This is a genomic window from Mesorhizobium sp. RCAM 05099 (genome assembly GCF_059683685.1).
The window spans coordinates 3,128,226-3,142,740 of record NZ_CM185035.1 but is presented as its reverse complement, the minus strand read 5'-3'; the positions used below and the strand labels follow the sequence as shown (position 1 = coordinate 3,142,740).

15 protein-coding genes, 1 tRNA gene, 1 pseudogene and 1 riboswitch are annotated in these 14,515 nt (G+C 64.3%); of the genes and pseudogenes, 5 read left to right on the top strand and 12 right to left on the bottom strand.

All coding sequences use genetic code 11. The features are described 5' to 3' along the window. Nucleotides 1-6: 6 nt before the first annotated feature. Both AC56QQ_RS15445 and cobD read right to left on the bottom strand, forming a co-directional pair. Entirely contained in the window at nt 7-516 is a 510-nt protein-coding gene (locus AC56QQ_RS15445; protein WP_497129017.1) for a tyrosine phosphatase family protein, read from the bottom strand. Beyond that, nucleotides 516-1,571, bottom strand: coding sequence for a threonine-phosphate decarboxylase CobD (gene cobD / locus AC56QQ_RS15440; RefSeq protein ID WP_489861962.1), 1,056 nt, complete (start codon nt 1,569-1,571; stop codon nt 516-518). The genes AC56QQ_RS15445 and cobD overlap by 1 nt, the downstream gene beginning before the upstream one ends. Between cobD and cbiB the strand changes: the two genes are divergently transcribed. Further along, nucleotides 1,570-2,538 (top strand): adenosylcobinamide-phosphate synthase CbiB, encoded by a 969-nt coding sequence (gene cbiB / locus AC56QQ_RS15435; protein ID WP_489861963.1) that lies wholly within the window; start codon nt 1,570-1,572, stop codon nt 2,536-2,538. The two genes, cobD and cbiB, sit on opposite strands and share 2 nt — an antisense overlap. 43 nt (nt 2,539-2,581) lie before the next feature. On the opposite strand, the gene cobO is transcribed toward cbiB, so the two are convergent. From cobO to AC56QQ_RS15415, 4 genes are read right to left on the bottom strand one after another with little or no spacing between them, the layout of a single operon-like run. Continuing rightward, nucleotides 2,582-3,196 carry a cob(I)yrinic acid a,c-diamide adenosyltransferase gene (cobO, locus tag AC56QQ_RS15430; protein ID WP_489861964.1) on the bottom strand — a complete coding sequence of 205 codons (615 nt, stop codon included), beginning with the start codon at nt 3,194-3,196 and terminating at the stop codon, nt 2,582-2,584. 1 nt (nt 3,197) lies between these two features. Beyond that, entirely contained in the window at nt 3,198-3,713 is a 516-nt protein-coding gene (cobU, locus tag AC56QQ_RS15425; protein ID WP_489861965.1) for a bifunctional adenosylcobinamide kinase/adenosylcobinamide-phosphate guanylyltransferase, read from the bottom strand. Beyond that, nucleotides 3,706-4,503, bottom strand: coding sequence for a CbtA family protein (locus AC56QQ_RS15420; protein WP_489861966.1), 798 nt, complete (start codon nt 4,501-4,503; stop codon nt 3,706-3,708). Before AC56QQ_RS15420 ends, cobU begins: the two co-directional genes overlap by 8 nt. Nucleotides 4,504-4,518: 15 nt before the next feature. Next, nucleotides 4,519-4,698, bottom strand: a complete 180-nt coding sequence (locus AC56QQ_RS15415; protein WP_091575531.1) for a CbtB domain-containing protein — start codon at nt 4,696-4,698, stop codon at nt 4,519-4,521. Between the two features lie 36 nt (nt 4,699-4,734). Next, nucleotides 4,735-4,931: riboswitch (cobalamin riboswitch) on the bottom strand. A gap of 139 nt (nt 4,932-5,070) precedes the next feature. Between AC56QQ_RS15415 and AC56QQ_RS15410 the strand changes: the two genes are divergently transcribed. Continuing rightward, nucleotides 5,071-6,246 carry an aromatic ring-hydroxylating oxygenase subunit alpha gene (locus AC56QQ_RS15410; RefSeq protein WP_489861967.1) on the top strand — a complete coding sequence of 392 codons (1,176 nt, stop codon included), beginning with the start codon at nt 5,071-5,073 and terminating at the stop codon, nt 6,244-6,246. 3 nt (nt 6,247-6,249) lie between these two features. On the opposite strand, the gene AC56QQ_RS15405 is transcribed toward AC56QQ_RS15410, so the two are convergent. Continuing rightward, nucleotides 6,250-7,449: an MFS transporter gene (locus AC56QQ_RS15405; protein WP_497128352.1), complete on the bottom strand. Its 1,200-nt coding sequence runs from the start codon at nt 7,447-7,449 to the stop codon at nt 6,250-6,252. 279 nt (nt 7,450-7,728) lie between these two features. On the opposite strand from AC56QQ_RS15405, the gene AC56QQ_RS15400 reads away from it, so the two are divergent. Both AC56QQ_RS15400 and AC56QQ_RS15395 read left to right on the top strand, forming a co-directional pair. Beyond that, nucleotides 7,729-8,727 carry a heparan-alpha-glucosaminide N-acetyltransferase gene (locus AC56QQ_RS15400; protein WP_489861969.1) on the top strand — a complete coding sequence of 333 codons (999 nt, stop codon included), beginning with the start codon at nt 7,729-7,731 and terminating at the stop codon, nt 8,725-8,727. Further along, complete coding sequence (locus AC56QQ_RS15395; protein ID WP_497128349.1) at nt 8,724-9,200, top strand: methyltransferase family protein; 477 nt, start codon at nt 8,724-8,726, stop codon at nt 9,198-9,200. Before AC56QQ_RS15400 ends, AC56QQ_RS15395 begins: the two co-directional genes overlap by 4 nt. A gap of 11 nt (nt 9,201-9,211) precedes the next feature. Here AC56QQ_RS15395 and AC56QQ_RS15390 read toward each other — a convergent pair whose 3' ends face one another. From AC56QQ_RS15390 to AC56QQ_RS15375, 4 genes and pseudogenes are all read right to left on the bottom strand, one after another. After that, nucleotides 9,212-9,724, bottom strand: coding sequence for an HXXEE domain-containing protein (locus AC56QQ_RS15390; protein WP_489861971.1), 513 nt, complete (start codon nt 9,722-9,724; stop codon nt 9,212-9,214). A 68-nt stretch (nt 9,725-9,792) separates the two neighbouring features. Beyond that, nucleotides 9,793-10,179 (bottom strand): MerR family transcriptional regulator, encoded by a 387-nt coding sequence (locus AC56QQ_RS15385; protein WP_112618641.1) that lies wholly within the window; start codon nt 10,177-10,179, stop codon nt 9,793-9,795. 152 nt (nt 10,180-10,331) lie between these two features. Further along, nucleotides 10,332-11,751 (bottom strand): annotated as a pseudogene (mgtE, locus tag AC56QQ_RS15380) (magnesium transporter). A 194-nt stretch (nt 11,752-11,945) separates the two neighbouring features. Further along, a tRNA-Leu gene (locus AC56QQ_RS15375) sits at nt 11,946-12,030 on the bottom strand. 236 nt (nt 12,031-12,266) lie between these two features. Here AC56QQ_RS15375 and lipB point away from each other — a divergent pair. Beyond that, entirely contained in the window at nt 12,267-13,010 is a 744-nt protein-coding gene (gene lipB / locus AC56QQ_RS15370) for a lipoyl(octanoyl) transferase LipB (protein ID WP_489861972.1), read from the top strand. Between the two features lie 20 nt (nt 13,011-13,030). Here lipB and AC56QQ_RS15365 read toward each other — a convergent pair whose 3' ends face one another. Next, nucleotides 13,031-14,281, bottom strand: a complete 1,251-nt coding sequence (locus AC56QQ_RS15365) for a site-2 protease family protein (RefSeq protein ID WP_497128346.1) — start codon at nt 14,279-14,281, stop codon at nt 13,031-13,033. Nucleotides 14,282-14,515: the final 234 nt, after the last annotated feature.

Genomic DNA, 14,515 nt, shown 5'->3' with positions numbered 1-14,515 from the left:
CAGCTTTCAGCTGTCGATCGTGAGGGCAAAGGGCGTGCCTTCAAAGGCATCGGCGCCGCGCCCTATCGCCTGGATCGCCTCGATCATGCGGCCCTCGCGACCGAGCAACGCGTCGGCCACCGCGATCAGACGCGGATTGGGTGTCGCCGATGGCGACAGCGCCCGCAATGTCCGTGCCAGCTCGGCCTCGTCGCGTTTCGGCGCCAGCGCGGCCGCGATGATATAGGCCGAAGCGGTCGAGCGGCTGATGCCGGCATAGCAATGGACGACCATCGGCCTTGCCCGGTCCCAGCGGCGCCCGAAATCGAGCAGGTTGCGGACATGCTCCTCGCCCGGCATGGTCATGCCGTCCTGCGCCACCGCGATGTCATGCATGACCAGATGCAGATGGTTTTCCCTGGCGATCGAAGCTGGGCGCACCACTTCGGTTCCCGCTGCCAGCAGGGACAACAGCCGCTCAGCGCCGGTCCTCGCAACTGTTTCCTCGACCTTTGCCAGCGAACAGACATGGATCATCATCGCGCGATCTCCTTGGCGCCATCGTCGCGCCGCGACGCCCAGCCGGCAAGAGCGGATTCGAGCCGCTGCCATTCCTCCTGACTGCCCGGCAGGCCGGCGCGCAGCACGTTTGGTCGGCCCGGGAAATGGCGAAGCAGGATGCCGCACTCGCCAAGCGCGGAAAACAGATCGGCGGCATCCGGCAGACTGACATAGCGGAACAGCGTGGTGCCGCCCTCGACAGGAACGCCGAAGCGGCCGAACAGCGCATCGAGTCGCGTCGATGCATCCGTCAGGAATGCCCGCATCGCGTCCTGCCAGCCTGTGTCGGCAAGCGCGCGGATGCCGTATTCCAGCGCCGGGCCGGCGACGGCCCATGGTCCGAATTGCATGTCCAGCCGTTTGATCGTCGCCGCGTCGGAAAGCGCAAAACCGAGCCGCAGTCCGGCCAGGCCAAAGAACTTGCCGAACGAGCGCAGCACGACGATGCCGCCCTGTTCGACATCACCGGCGAGGCTGTGCTGACGCGGGCCGACATCCATGAACGCCTCATCGACGACGAGCAGCCCGACCTTGGCGCGCATTCCGGCGGCAAGCGCCAGCAGCCTGTCGCGCTCGATGACCCGTCCATCCGGATTGTTGGGATTGACGACGATGGCAAGGTCGGCTCCCGCCAAAGCCGCGAAATCGTCGACTTCCGTCACCGCGTGCCCGGCGATCGCCGCTGCCCGCGCATGTTCGGCATAGGTTGGGCCCAGCACCAGCGCCTTGCCGGGCGCGATCAGCGATGCGACGCGCGGCAACAGGATCTGCGTGCCGGGGGCTGCCACGACGTTGATCGGCGAAGGCGCGCCATAGGCGCTGGCCGCGACCTCAACCAGATCGTGGGCGCGCGCCGCTTCCGGCAACCGCGACAGGGTGGTGGCGGGCAGGCCGAAAAGCGGATAGGAGTGCGGATTGATACCGGTCGAGAGGTCGACGAAAGGCAGCACGGCGTTGGGGAACAGCGCCCTCGCCCGGCCAAGACTTCCACCATGATCCACCGCCGCCACCGCTCCATCAAGAAGCTTCATGTCAGTCCTGATCGCTTTCCTGTCATTGGCCGTCGAATTCGTCCTGGGCTACCCGGACTGGCTGTTTCGCGCCATCGGCCATCCGGTGACGTGGTTTGGCAGGCTGATATCCTTTCTCGACCGCAGGCTCAACCACGCGACTGATCCCGACGCGCTGCGTCGCCGGCGTGGTACCCAGGCGCTGCTGGTCATCGTCCTGGTACCGGCGGTGATCGGCCTCGGCGTGCAGATCCTGCTCTGGTTCATCCCCATGGGACTGATCATTGCCGCCATTCTGGCGACGTCGCTTTTGTCGCAGAAGAGCCTCTACGAACATGTCGAGGCCGTGGCCGACGCGCTCGACACCGGTGGCCTCGCTTTGGGTCGCGTTGCCGTCTCGCGAATCGTCGGCCGCGATCCAGAAGCGCTTGACCGGGCGGGCGTCTGCCGCGCGGCGGTCGAGAGCCTGGCCGAGAATTTTTCCGACGGCATCGTCGCCCCCGCCTTCTGGACCGGCGTCGGCGGCCTCGCCGGCGGCGCCGCCTACAAAGCAGCCAACACCGCCGATTCGATGATCGGCCACCGCACCCCGCGCCACGAGGCTTTCGGCTGGGCGGCGGCGCGCTTCGACGATTGGATCAACCTGCCGGCATCGCGGCTGAGCGCGCTGCTGATCGTGCTGGCGGCTTTCCTGGTCAGGGGTGCCGATCCCCGCGGCGCCTGGCATGCGGTGTGGCGCGACGCGAAAAAACACCGCTCACCCAATGCCGGCTGGCCGGAGGCGGCGATGGCCGGTGCGCTCGGTCTGGCGCTCGCCGGACCGCGCAGCTATGGCGGCGTGCTGGTGGATGACGTCTTCATGGGCGAAGGCGGGCGGCGCGACGCCGACAGCATCGACATAAGGCGAGCGCTGAAAGTCTATCGCGTGGCCGACTATCTGCTGATCACGCTGTTCGGTTTGGTCTCGGCTGTTTTCATTGTGGTGTGATCTCACCGCCGAAGACCCCTCCCCACAAGGGGAGGTAAGGGCGCTAGAACTCAATCCCCTGCTGCGCCTTCACGCCCGCCGAAAAATGATGCTTGGTCACGCCCATTTCGGTGACGAGGTCGGCTGCCTCGACCAGCGCCGGCTTGGCGTTGCGGCCGGTGACGACAATATGCAGGCCCTCGCGCCGGCCCTTCAGCGCCGCAACCACCTTGTCGAGATCGAGGTAGTCGTAGCGCAGCGCGATATTCAATTCGTCGAGTACGAGCAGGCTGATCGACGGATCGGTCATCAGCTCCAGCACCTTGGCCCATGCAGCTTCGGCGGCGGCAATGTCGCGCTTCAGATCCTGTGTCTCCCAGGTAAACCCCTCGCCCATCGCATGCCAGACGACGCGGTCGCCGAAGGCGGCAAAGGCGTCCTTCTCGCCGGTATGCCATTTGCCCTTGATGAACTGGACGACGCCGACGCGCTTGCCATAGCCGAGCATCCGCAGCGCAAGACCAAAGGCGGCTGTCGTCTTGCCCTTGCCTGGGCCCGTGTTGACGATGAGCAGGCCCTTCTCGATCGTCTTGGCCGCGACCTCGGCATCCTGCACCGCCTTGCGCTTGGCCATCTTGGCGCGATGGCGTTCTTCTTCCTTTTGGTCGATCTCGGTCATGTCATTTCACCTTGAGCGGCAGCCCCGCCACCATCAGCAGCACCGTATCGGCGACCGCGGCGACCTGCTGGTTGAGCCGGCCGGCGGCATCGCGGAAACGGCGAGCCAGTGCATTGTCCGGCACGATACCTTGCCCGACTTCATTGGAAACCACGAACCACGGCCCGCGTGGCCGCGACAGCACAGCCGCCAGCCGCCGGCATTCCAGGTCGAGATCATGTTCGGCCAGCATGTGATTGGTCAACCACAGCGTCAGGCAGTCGACAAGCACCGGCTGATTGTCCGGCAAGGTCCCCAGCGCGCCGGTCAGATCGAGCGGCGCGTCGAGGGTCGTCCAGCCTTCGCCGCGTCGCGACCGGTGCAGCGCGATGCGTTCACGCATCTCGTCATCATAGGCTTGAGCCGTGGCGATATAGGCCCATGGCGAGCGCAAGGCCGTCGCCAGCGTTTCGGCGTGCGCGCTCTTGCCGGAGCGCGCGCCACCGATGATGAAAGTCAGCTTGCTGCGATCAGGCAAAGCTGTCGCGCAGGCTGGTCGCGGTGCCGGTGAAGCGGCCGCGCACCACCCCAACAACCACGCCAAGCACCAGCCAGAACACCAGATTGGTCAGCGTCACCGCCACCACGAACTGGTGGTGGAGGCCCTCCGGGATCGCTGTCTCGAAGCTGTCGGGCTGTGGCGCGCCAACGACATGCGGTGCCACGATCAAGGCCACACCCAAGATCGCCAGCGGCAGCGATTTGCGGAAGGCGATTAGGCCAAGACCGGCCGCGGTCACCGCAACCGTTGCCCACCACCAGATCTGGCGCTGGGTGAGATCGGCCGCCGGCATGGCCGGCAGTTCCGGCGGCAGGCCGAGGCCCGGCGCCAGCGTGAACACGGCAAAGCCGGCCAGTCCCCAGAACACGCCCTGACGCCAATTGCCGATGCCCCCGGCGAATTCGGAGACCGCGACCAGGATCAGGGCGAAGCCGATTCCGGTGACGATATTGGCAAGCACGCTGAAGGCGAAACGCTCGAAACCGTCGGCCGGCGCCCAGCCTTCGTCTTCCGCCGCCGGAGCGGCTGCTTGCGCCGGCGCGGCAGAACTCATGGCATTCGCCGCCGGGGCGGCCGTGCTCATGGCATTGGTATCTGTTGCGGCCGGTGCGGCGTGGTCATGGTGATGGCCGCCGCCGGCCTGTTCGTAGACTTCCGCCTTCAGGATCAGAGGCACGGTGGCGTAGGCCTGCATGCTGGCGAGAACGACGCCGGCCACGAGCCCTGCGATCGCCGCGATGAACACGACGTTGCGAAACAGGTTCATGATGTCAGACCCTTGTCAGTGGCAGGGAAACGCCATCGAATGGCGATAGTCGTGGGCGGCATTGTGGACCGCATCGATATGCGAGAAGCCGACAAAGCCCATCACGAAAATGCCGAGAAACGCAGCAAGAGCTAGCTGCATGAAGCGCGACTGCGAGGAGACGGAAGCGCCGAGCGAGACGGAAGCGGTATTCATGTCTTGTCCTTTCGCCCTCCACCCGAGGGCATCGAAGTCAGTTTCCTGTCGCCGGCAGGTCTCCTGGCTCGCGGTTCAGCGCCCTTCCCCACCTTCCCGAAGAGAAATCTTCAGTGGCATATGGAGAGGACTACCGCACACAGTTGCGGGGGCAGCCACGGCATTGGGCGAAAACTCGCCCGCACCGCATTCCCTCTTGGCTCCAAAATGGAACCGACGACATCAGCGACTATAGGCAGAATCGTCGCCTCCGGCAAACCAAATTCCACCGCCAACCATCGTGAATGCGTCGTGCCACCAGGCGGTCCACCGGTGCGGCAATTGACAATTTTCCTGGCCGGGTGTCGGCTGACGCGTCACAGGACGCCAGCCATGCAGCCCAGCCCGAGCCAGCACGATCCCTATAACGGCCTCACCCGGGCCGAGCCGACGCTGCCATCGTCAGCCTATTGGGACGCGGACAGCTATCAGCGCGACCTCGATGCGATCTGGTACAGAAGCTGGCTGCTCGTCTGCCGCGAAACCGACCTTGCCCAACCGCTTTGCTTCCGCACCTTCCGCGTCGGCACGCAGGAAATCGTCCTGTTGCGCGACGAGACCGGCGAACTGCGCGCCTTCCACAACACCTGCCGGCATCGCGGCTCGCAGCTTTGCCAGGAAAGCGAGGGGCGGCTGAAGGCGCGGCTGATCACCTGCCCCTATCATGCCTGGTCCTACTCGCTGCGCGGCGATCTCGTGCGCGTGCCGTCGAAATCGCTGCCGGATGGCTTCGACAAGGCCAACCATCCGCTCTATCGCGTCGCGCTGTCGGTGTGGCGCGGCTTCGTCTTCGTCAATTTGCAGGAGGATGCCACCACCTCGGCCCAGTCATGCTTCGATCCCGCCTCCGGCGATCTCGGCAACTGGCCGCTGGAGACGCTGGTGAGCGGCCATGTGCTGCGCAAGGTGATGAACTGCAACTGGAAGATCTTTTGGGAAAACTTCAACGAATGCCTGCACTGCCCGGGCGTCCACAAGGACTTGTCGCGGCTGGTGCCGATCTATGGCCGCGGCCTGATGAGCCGGCACGACGACCCCAACTGGGCCCGTCACGCCGACAATGACGCGCCGGAATTTTCCGGCGGTTTGCGCGAGGGCGCGCAGACATGGTCGCGTGACGGCCAGGCGCACGGGCCGGTCTTCACCGGCCTCACACCAGCCGAACGCGCCGCCGGCCAGACCTATGCCACCAACCTGCCGTCGATGTTCATTGTCGGCCATGTCGACTATGTTCGCACGGTGCGGCTGGTGCCGCTTGGCCCCGAGCAGACCGAGCTTGTCGCCGAATGGCTGTTCGCGCCCGAGGCGCTCCCTGCGACCGACATCGACAACATCATCGCCTTCGGCACCCAGGTGCTGGAGGAGGATGCGGCAATCTGCGAGGTCAACCAGAAGGGCCTGCGCTCGATGCGCCACAAGGCCGGCGTGCTGATGCCCGAGGAGTATGATCTGCATCGCTTCCACAACTGGGTGCGCGAGCGGCACGCGGCGCTTTCGCCGGCGCCCTGATCCTCACAGCGACTTCGGCAGATACCGCCAGGTCACAAAGCCGCAAACCGCCGCCAGCAGACTGAGCGTGACGAACACCGAGCCGAGCCCGAAGAAGGCCAGCACCACGGAATAGACCAGTGGCGGCGTCAGTTCGGAAAAGTCGAGATAGGTGCGGTAGACCGCCGCCATCTGCGCCCGCTCATAGGAGCGCACCGAGCGCATGAAGGCTGTCGAGCCCAGCGCGTCGAGCGCAATGGTGAAGAACGCGCCGCACAGCAGGAAGGCACCGGTGAGCAACGGTTCGGTTACGCCCACCGCGCCCGCCGCCATAAGCATCGCCGACATGGCGAAATAGGCGAATGTCATGGTCCTGCGGCCACCGAAGCGTTTTCCCGCCTTGCCCCAGAAGATGGCCATGAACAGCAGCGCATTGCCTGCCGAAACCAGGAGGCCTCCGGCCAGCTTGCCCTCGCCGGTGATCACCATGAACAGCGGCCCATAAACGAAGAACGTCGTCCAGAAACAGGAACGGCCGAAGGCGATCAGCCATGCCAGCCTCAACCTTGGTTGCGCGACGAAGCGGCCGATATTGGCGAGTGGGTTGGCGGGCCGGGTCTTGCCCGGGCGGATCGAGGGGTTGTCGCCAAGCCGGTAGGTCCAGAACAGCGCCAGCAGGGCAAGAGCGAACACGGCCACGGCACCATGCGCGGCATAGATGCCGAAGCGCGTGTAGAGGAAGATGCCGAGCGTCGGCCCGCCCGTCCAGGCGAACATCGACCACGCCATGCGCAGCGATTCGGCCTGCATGAAGTCGGTCTTGCGGATGTGGTCCATGATGTAGAGGTTGAGCGTGATCGACAGCGCGCTGGCGCCCATCACGCGGCACAGCATACCGGCCAGTTGCCCGGCAAGCGTGTGCGTGACGAAGAACAGCGAGCCGATGGCCAGCAGGCACGCACCGGCGGTGTAGACCCAGCGCCGGGCAAAACGGCGGATCAGCATCGGCATGAACAGCGTCACCGACAGGCCGAGCAACGCCACGATGGTGTAGAGGATCGAGACGATCTGCTCGTTGTGGAGGATCTCGTAGGCCTGGATCGGGATGACGCTCGAGACCGTGGCGCGTGCGAAGGATTCGACCGCATAGAGCGAGGCGAATGTACGCGCATCCGCGGCCTTGAGGGCCGGAAGCCAGATCGGATGGCGCACATGGGTGGACATTGCTTCCCCAAAGCAGAATCGCGGCATCAAATCTGCCGCCGCGATCCATCCCCCCGGTAACAGGAAACCGACGCCTTCCCGGTAAAATGCGAAATCGGTCAAAGGCTTTCTAGCGCTGGCCCAAAGCGAGCCTGACGCGGCGCAGTTGGATCTTTGCACCTCAGGGAATCCCGACGCTGCTGTCCACGGGCAATCGGCATCGAAGCACGCATGGTCAGCTTCTTTTGTCCGGTGCAACCGTGATAGTCGTCATGCGGGGCTGATTCAGATCGCGAGACCATGAGCATCCATACGCCGACCGCACCCGTTCAGGATCAACCGAAGCGCATCATCGCCATCGACATCGTGCGCGGCATCGCGCTCATCGCCATGGCGAGCTACCATTTCACCTGGGATCTGGAATTCTTCGGCTACACCGATCCTGGCCTGACCGCCTTCGGCTTGTGGAAGATCTACGCGCGCTGCATCGCCTCGACCTTCCTGTTCCTGGTCGGTGTCAGCCTGTACCTCGCCCATGGCCGGCGGATCCGCTGGAACGGCTTCTGGAAGCGTTTCGCCATGGTCGCCGGAGCGGCGATCGCCATTTCGGTCGTCACCCGCATCGCCACGCCGGACGGCTTCATCTTCTTCGGCATCCTGCACGAAATTGCACTCGCCAGCCTGCTTGGCCTGCTGTTCCTTCGGCTGCCGGCGCTGCTGACGCTTGTTGTTGCCGCGCTCGTCATCGCGGCGCCCGTCTATCTGCGCCTCGAGGCTTTCGACCATCCGTGGCTGTTGTGGGTCGGCCTCTCGGCAACCAGCCCGCGCTCCAATGACTACGTTCCGCTGTTCCCCTGGTTCGGCGCGGTGCTCCTCGGCATCGCCGCGGCGAAACTCGCCTCCGCCTCCGGCCTACGGGCGCGCCTGGCGAGCCTCACGCCGGGTCGTTGGGCCAATCCGCTGGTCTTCATCGGCCGGCACAGCCTGGCTTTCTATTTGATCCACCAGCCGCTGCTGATCGGCTGTGTCTGGCTGTTTTCGCAAGTGATGCCGGCCAAGGTCGAAACCCCGCAGGTGAATTTCCTGAAGACCTGCCAACTGTCGTGCGAGCAGTCGCGCGACACCGAATTCTGTGCGAGCTATTGTGTGTGCATGCTCGACACGCTCGAGGGCGAGGCCTCTCTTGATCGCCTCTACAACAACGACCAGACTGCGGACTGGAAGGCGCATCTGTCCGATCTCGCCGGCATGTGCACCGCCAAGACCGAAGACAAGATGACTGAGGGAGGGGCACAATGACCGAGAACCAGCCGAAGCCGGGCCTCATACCGTGGCCGCCGCTGATCTACATCGCCGCCATCGCTATCAGCGTCGCCCTCGGTCTTTTCTATCCCCTGCCCTGGATCGGCGACCTGCTCGGCGACATCCTGTTCGCCGCCGGCTGGGTGGCGCTGTTCGGCGTCGCGGCACTCTGGTTCACCGCGATCCGCACGATGACCCGAGCCAAGACAACGCTCAACCCCAATGCGGTGCCCGATCACCTTGTCACCACAGGTCCCTTCGGCATCACCCGCAATCCGATGTATCTGGCCAACGCGCTGCTGTTGATCGGCGTCGGCTTTGTTTCGGGGATCGCATGGTTCCTGCTGTTTGCCTTCATCGCCGCCTTCGCCACGCAGAAGGTCGCGATCGAGGGAGAGGAAAAGATCCTGGCGGCGAAGTTCGGCAAGAAATACCGCGACTACGCCAAACGCGTGCGGCGCTGGATCTGAGGCGCGGCGGATCAGTCCGAAGCCTTGTGTGGCGCGCCTGCCGTGTCCGGAAGCAGTTTCCGGCCGACATAAAACAGCACCGGGATCAGCAGCACGATGGCCAGGACGACGGCGGGCGCTGACAAGGCGAAGCCGGTCGCCGAAATATATCCCTCGCGAAATGCCTGATGCAGCAGAGCCGCGGTGACCGGCAGGTTCAGTGCGAGAGCGGTCGCGGTCCCCGGCATATAGCGGCGCGTGACCATTGTGACGAGCAGATGTGGAAAAGCCACGTTGAGCAGCATCGCAAGCGCATAGCCCGACAGGACGTAGGCGCCGAAACTCTCCCGTCCCTGCACGGTGGCGAGCAAAGCCGCAACGCCAGCAAGAACAACCAGCACGAACACCGCGAAGCGGAATTCGTTGGCCCCGACGGGACGATGCCAGCGCCCCGCCCGCTCGGACCAGGCGGGCAGGAAAACCGCCTCCTCCAGATTGTGGACGGTGACGGCGGCGACAAACAGCCAGGCGAGAGTGATGAACATGACGTGATCGATCGCCGGTTCAAGCTTTCACGGTTCCTGGCGGCGAGACATCGGAGCAACCGCACCGGTCAGGTGTTGACGCCGAGCTCCACCAGCCGCTCGACGCACGACTCTTCGGCCTGGTCGAGTTCGGCCAGCGTCTCCTCGAGGTCGCGGCGCTTCTGCCGCAGATCCTCGCGCTTTTCCTCGATCCGCTTGATCATCAGCTTGAGTTGACCGACCTCGCCCGGAGGCTCCTTGTACATCTGGATGATTTCGCGGATCTCGTTGATCGAGAAGCCGAGCCTCTTGCCGCGCATGATCTGGCGGATGAGGTGGCGATCGGATGGGCGAAACAGCCGCGTGCGGCCACGCCGCACCGGCTGCACCAGCCCCTCGTCCTCATAGAAACGCAGCGTCCGCGTCGACACGTCGAATTCGCGGGTCAGCTCGGTGATCGTATAGTATTCCCGCATTGTCACTCCAAATGCCGGAATCCCGGGCGATCGCAATGCGGCGTTCCCTTCTGTCCCGAACCAAACCCATGCCATGCCGGAATCGACATGGCACCCCGAACAAGCCTCGCACGGCATTTACGTAAAAGTCAATTGACGGCGCGACACGCGCTTCAGTGCACCCCGAACCACCACGTGGCAATGCCAAGGAAGGCGAAGAAGCCGACGACATCGGTGACCGTGGTGACGAAGACCGCCGAGGCGACCGCCGGGTCGACCTTGAAGCGGTCGAGCAGCAGCGGGATCAGAATGCCAGCCAAGGCGGCCGCGAACATGTTGATGATCATCGCCGCGGCAATGATGCCGCCCAGATTGTTGTCGTGGAACCAGGTCGCGGCGACGATGCCGATCAGGATGGCGAACACGATACCGTTGATGAAGCCGACGCCCATCTCGCGGCGGATGATGCGGCCGGCATTGTAGATATCGAGATCCTTCGTCGCCAGCGCGCGCACCGTCACCGTCATCGTCTGCGAGCCGGCATTGCCGCCCATGCCGGCCACGATCGGCATCAGCACCGCCAGCGCCACGATATGCTCGATCGTGCGGTCGAACAGGCCGATCACCGAAGCCGCAAGGAAGGCGGTCAGAAGATTGACCAGCAGCCAGGGAACGCGCGACCGCGAGGTCGAAAAAATACTGTCGGAAAGCTCTTCGTCGCCGACACCGCCCATGCGCAAGAGGTCTTCTTCCGCTTCCTGCTGGATGACGTCGACGACGTCGTCGATGGTCAGCACGCCAACCAGCCGCTCGTTCTCGTCGACGACGGCGGCCGACAACAGGTCATATTGCTCGAATTCCCGCGCCGCCTCTTCCTGGTCCATGGTGGCCGGAATGGCGTGCCGCGTCTCATGCATGACCTCCTCGACCTTGACCGCGCGCTTGGTGCGCAGGATCTGGTCGAGGTCGATGGCGCCGAGCAGCTTGAAGGTCGGATCGATGACGAAGATCTGGCTGAAGCGCTCAGGCAAGTTCCTGTCCTCACGCATGTAGTCGATGGTCTGGCCGATCGTCCAGAACGGCGGCACCGCGACGAACTCCGTCTGCATGCGCCGGCCGGCCGTCTCTTCCGGATAGTCGAGCGAGCGGCGCAGCCTGATCCGCTCGGTGAACGGCAGTTGCGACAGGATCTCGTCCTGGTCTTCCTTTTCGAGGTCTTCGAGAATGTAGACCGCATCGTCGGAATCGAGCTCCCTGCACCGCCTGCGCGATCTGCGCGTTGGGCAGGTTGTCGACGATCTCCATGCGGATCGCCTCGTCGACCTCGGTCAGCGAGGAGAAATCGAAGTCGGCGCCCAACAACTCGACCAGCAGGCGGCGCTGTTCGGGATGCAGCGCCTCGAGCAGGTCGCCAAGCTCCGACTGGTGCAGATCGTCGACTTCATGCTTGAGCGTAAGCGTGTCGCGATCGGCGATCGCCGCGCCGATCTGGGCCAAGAAGGACGAAAGGACAACGCCGTCCTCGCCATAGATGTCGGCGTGGTGCTCGTCGGCTGCCCTGGCGCCGGTCGTCCGTTCGTCCTGGCCTTCCACCAGCGCCTCCCGCCATCGCGATCCCGGAAAAGGTGCCTGTCAGGTCTAAAGCATCGGACTCAAAAGTGGAAACCGGTTTGGGGAAAATCCGATGCTCAAAAAGAAAGATGCGTAGCGCGCGGGAATATCAAACGAGGTGAGCCCTGCCCGCACGGGCCGGAGGCTGGCACAGATCAGATTCTGGGAAGAGAGAATGGTGCGGTCGAGAAGACTCGAACTTCCACGGGTTGCCCCACAGCGACCTCAACGCTGCGCGTCTACCAATTCCGCCACGACCGCACGTGGTAGGAGCCGGAACCGACCGGCTCGCGGCGTGTAGCAAATCGTTTCCGGCGAAACAAGTGCGCGGCAAGCAATAATCTCCATCGATTGGCATAACACTCCACAGGATCGGAAAGCATGGCCGGAACTGGACGTTTCCGCCTGATGTCGCCATATGGAGGGCAAAATGCATATCGCCCAAAAGTGCAAGGCGGTTTTGGGGTACGATAGGCATAAGCAAAAAGCGACACGCCATGCCAGAACGCAGCCAGATCGCCACGTCGTTCCTGCCGTTGCCCGGTTCGGCGCCGGTCGAATGGCGCATCGAACCGGGCCTCACCGCCTATCCCGATGCACTTGCCTTCATGGAGGCTCGCGCAGAGGCGATCCGAAGCGGCACCGCCGGCGAAATGGTCTGGCTGGTCGAGCACCCGCCGCTCTACACCGCCGGCACCAGCGCCCGCATCGAGGACCTGATCGACGCCAACCGCTTCCCGGTGTTCGCGGCGGGGCGCGGCGGCGAATACACCTACCATGGGCCGGGCCAGCGGGTCGCCTATGTCATGCTCGACCTGAAACGCCGGCGCGAGGATGTCCGCGCCTTTGTCGCAGCGCTCGAACAGTGGATCATCGGCACACTCGCCGCCTTCAACGTGCATGGCGAGCGCCGCGAGGACCGCGTCGGCGTCTGGGTGGTGCGGCCGGATCGTCCTGCCCTGCCGGACGGCTCGCCGGCCGAGGACAAGATCGCCGCCATCGGTATCAGGCTGCGGCGCTGGGTGAGCTTTCATGGCATCGCCATCAATGTCGAACCCGATCTCGATCATTTCGGCGGCATCGTGCCCTGTGGCGTGCAGGACCACGGCGTCACCAGCCTCGTCGACCTCGGCCTTCCCCTGACAATGGCCGATCTCGACCTGGCGCTGAAATCCGCCTTCGAGGACGTCTTTGGTCCCGCCACGGCTTCGCATTTGGAAGTTGCCCGCAAGACCGGTTGATGCTTCCTATCTGGGCCTGTTCAGGTCAGCTGCGCCGAGGCCCACAAGACGCCATAGCCGTGGATTGCGAACACTGCCAGCAGCGCTGCCGCCATGACGAGGCGATCGATAGTGCGGATCGGCTTCAGCTCGTGGCGCGGCTTTACCCCGCTGCCCACAGTCAAAAGACTGAGGATTGAAAAGATCGCTCCGGCCGCGAGCAGAAAGTTGGAGGAGAAGCCGGCCTGCCGGCCAAGCGCCAGGAAGGCCGAGAGCAGGAAGAATGAAGCCAGCGCCAGCACGATCGGCCCCGGGCAGATCTGGCGCAGCACCTGGCCGCCGTCGAACTTCCAGACCGGCACAAGATTGGCAATGTTGAACAAGGCGACGCAGCCAGCCAGCGTTGCCAGCAGCATCGCCGCCAGCCGATGTCCTTCCGCCCCGGCAAAGGTACTGGCGGCGATGACGACCGGCACCAGGAAGGCGGAGAAACCGGCGCCCATCAACGCCACGAAGGCCACCTCGAAGCGGCTGTCATAGGGCCGGCCGCCAATGGCGATGCCACCGAGCAGCGGGATGAAGATCATCCGCGCCTTGCTGTGCCCCATCAGGCGAAACGCCGCCATGTGGCCGAGCTCGTGCAAGGCCACGACCGATGTCAGGATCGCGGCCAGCGCCAGCCCGCCGAGGTGAAGGCCGAAGAACGGCCACAGAATCAGCGCCGAAAGACCCGCGAAGCCGACCTGGCTCAGCGGATGCTCGAACCAGCCGCCCTTGCGATACTGTCCGGTCCTGGCCCAGCGCTGTAGCTTGCCGAGTTCGCGGCGCATGGCGAAATAGCGAAACACCAGGAAGGCAACGCCGCGATAGCGATCGGTCTGGCTGAACGTCACCCGGGTGCTGCCGCCCTCGGAAACGAGTTCGACGCTTTCGCGGTAGTTCGCCCAGAACGAGGCGTCGAGCGCAGTGTCCTCGATGACGCGCATCGAGAAACGGCTACCCTCGACAACCTCCTCGAACTGCGACTTGCGCTCGATCGGCTTGCCGTCGCGGCCTTCCCAGGACAGCACGATGCGGGCCAGGCCCTTCCCGTCCAGCGCCTCGGCGGAAAGGATCTCGCCAGCCCAGCCGGCATCGCTGCCCAGCGGCCACAGCGCCTGCCAGAGGCGGTGGCGGTCCATCGCCACCAGGCGGCTCAGCCTGACCGTGCGCAAACCAAGCGGCACGGTCATCAAAAGAAAGATCAGCCCGAGATTGCTGGCCACGAGGATGGCCGTGACGATGGGCGGCACGTGACATTGCTCCTTGCCTCAGCAGGGATACCCTAGCGTCACGACGGGCAAGAAAAGCTTAACGGCGGAGCGGTCTTTGCCCGCCCGCAGCAATTCATCGTTTCAGGGAAACGCAGAACTGCTCGGTCCCTTTTGTTTTGGCGCTTTTCCCGGGAAAACCGTTTCACACATTTCCTGGAATTGCGCAGCAACAGCGGCGGCTGATGCCGTCAGCTCACATGGCTCCGATCCAGA

Bases quoted from the DNA above. Each gene is read 5' to 3' on its own strand.
- AC56QQ_RS15445 (WP_497129017.1), bottom strand. From the start codon at position 516: ATGATCCATGTCTGTTCGCTGGCAAAGGTCGAGGAAACAGTTGCGAGG.
- cbiB (WP_489861963.1), top strand. From the start codon at position 1,570: ATGTCAGTCCTGATCGCTTTCCTGTCATTGGCCGTCGAATTCGTCCTG.
- cobD (WP_489861962.1), bottom strand. From the start codon at position 1,571: ATGAAGCTTCTTGATGGAGCGGTGGCGGCGGTGGATCATGGTGGAAGT.
- cobO (WP_489861964.1), bottom strand. From the start codon at position 3,196: ATGACCGAGATCGACCAAAAGGAAGAAGAACGCCATCGCGCCAAGATG.
- AC56QQ_RS15420 (WP_489861966.1), bottom strand. From the start codon at position 4,503: ATGAACCTGTTTCGCAACGTCGTGTTCATCGCGGCGATCGCAGGGCTC.
- AC56QQ_RS15415 (WP_091575531.1), bottom strand. From the start codon at position 4,698: ATGAATACCGCTTCCGTCTCGCTCGGCGCTTCCGTCTCCTCGCAGTCG.
- AC56QQ_RS15410 (WP_489861967.1), top strand. From the start codon at position 5,071: ATGCAGCCCAGCCCGAGCCAGCACGATCCCTATAACGGCCTCACCCGG.
- AC56QQ_RS15405 (WP_497128352.1), bottom strand. From the start codon at position 7,449: ATGTCCACCCATGTGCGCCATCCGATCTGGCTTCCGGCCCTCAAGGCC.
- AC56QQ_RS15400 (WP_489861969.1), top strand. From the start codon at position 7,729: ATGAGCATCCATACGCCGACCGCACCCGTTCAGGATCAACCGAAGCGC.
- AC56QQ_RS15395 (WP_497128349.1), top strand. From the start codon at position 8,724: ATGACCGAGAACCAGCCGAAGCCGGGCCTCATACCGTGGCCGCCGCTG.
- AC56QQ_RS15390 (WP_489861971.1), bottom strand. From the start codon at position 9,724: ATGTTCATCACTCTCGCCTGGCTGTTTGTCGCCGCCGTCACCGTCCAC.
- AC56QQ_RS15385 (WP_112618641.1), bottom strand. From the start codon at position 10,179: ATGCGGGAATACTATACGATCACCGAGCTGACCCGCGAATTCGACGTG.
- lipB (WP_489861972.1), top strand. From the start codon at position 12,267: ATGCCAGAACGCAGCCAGATCGCCACGTCGTTCCTGCCGTTGCCCGGT.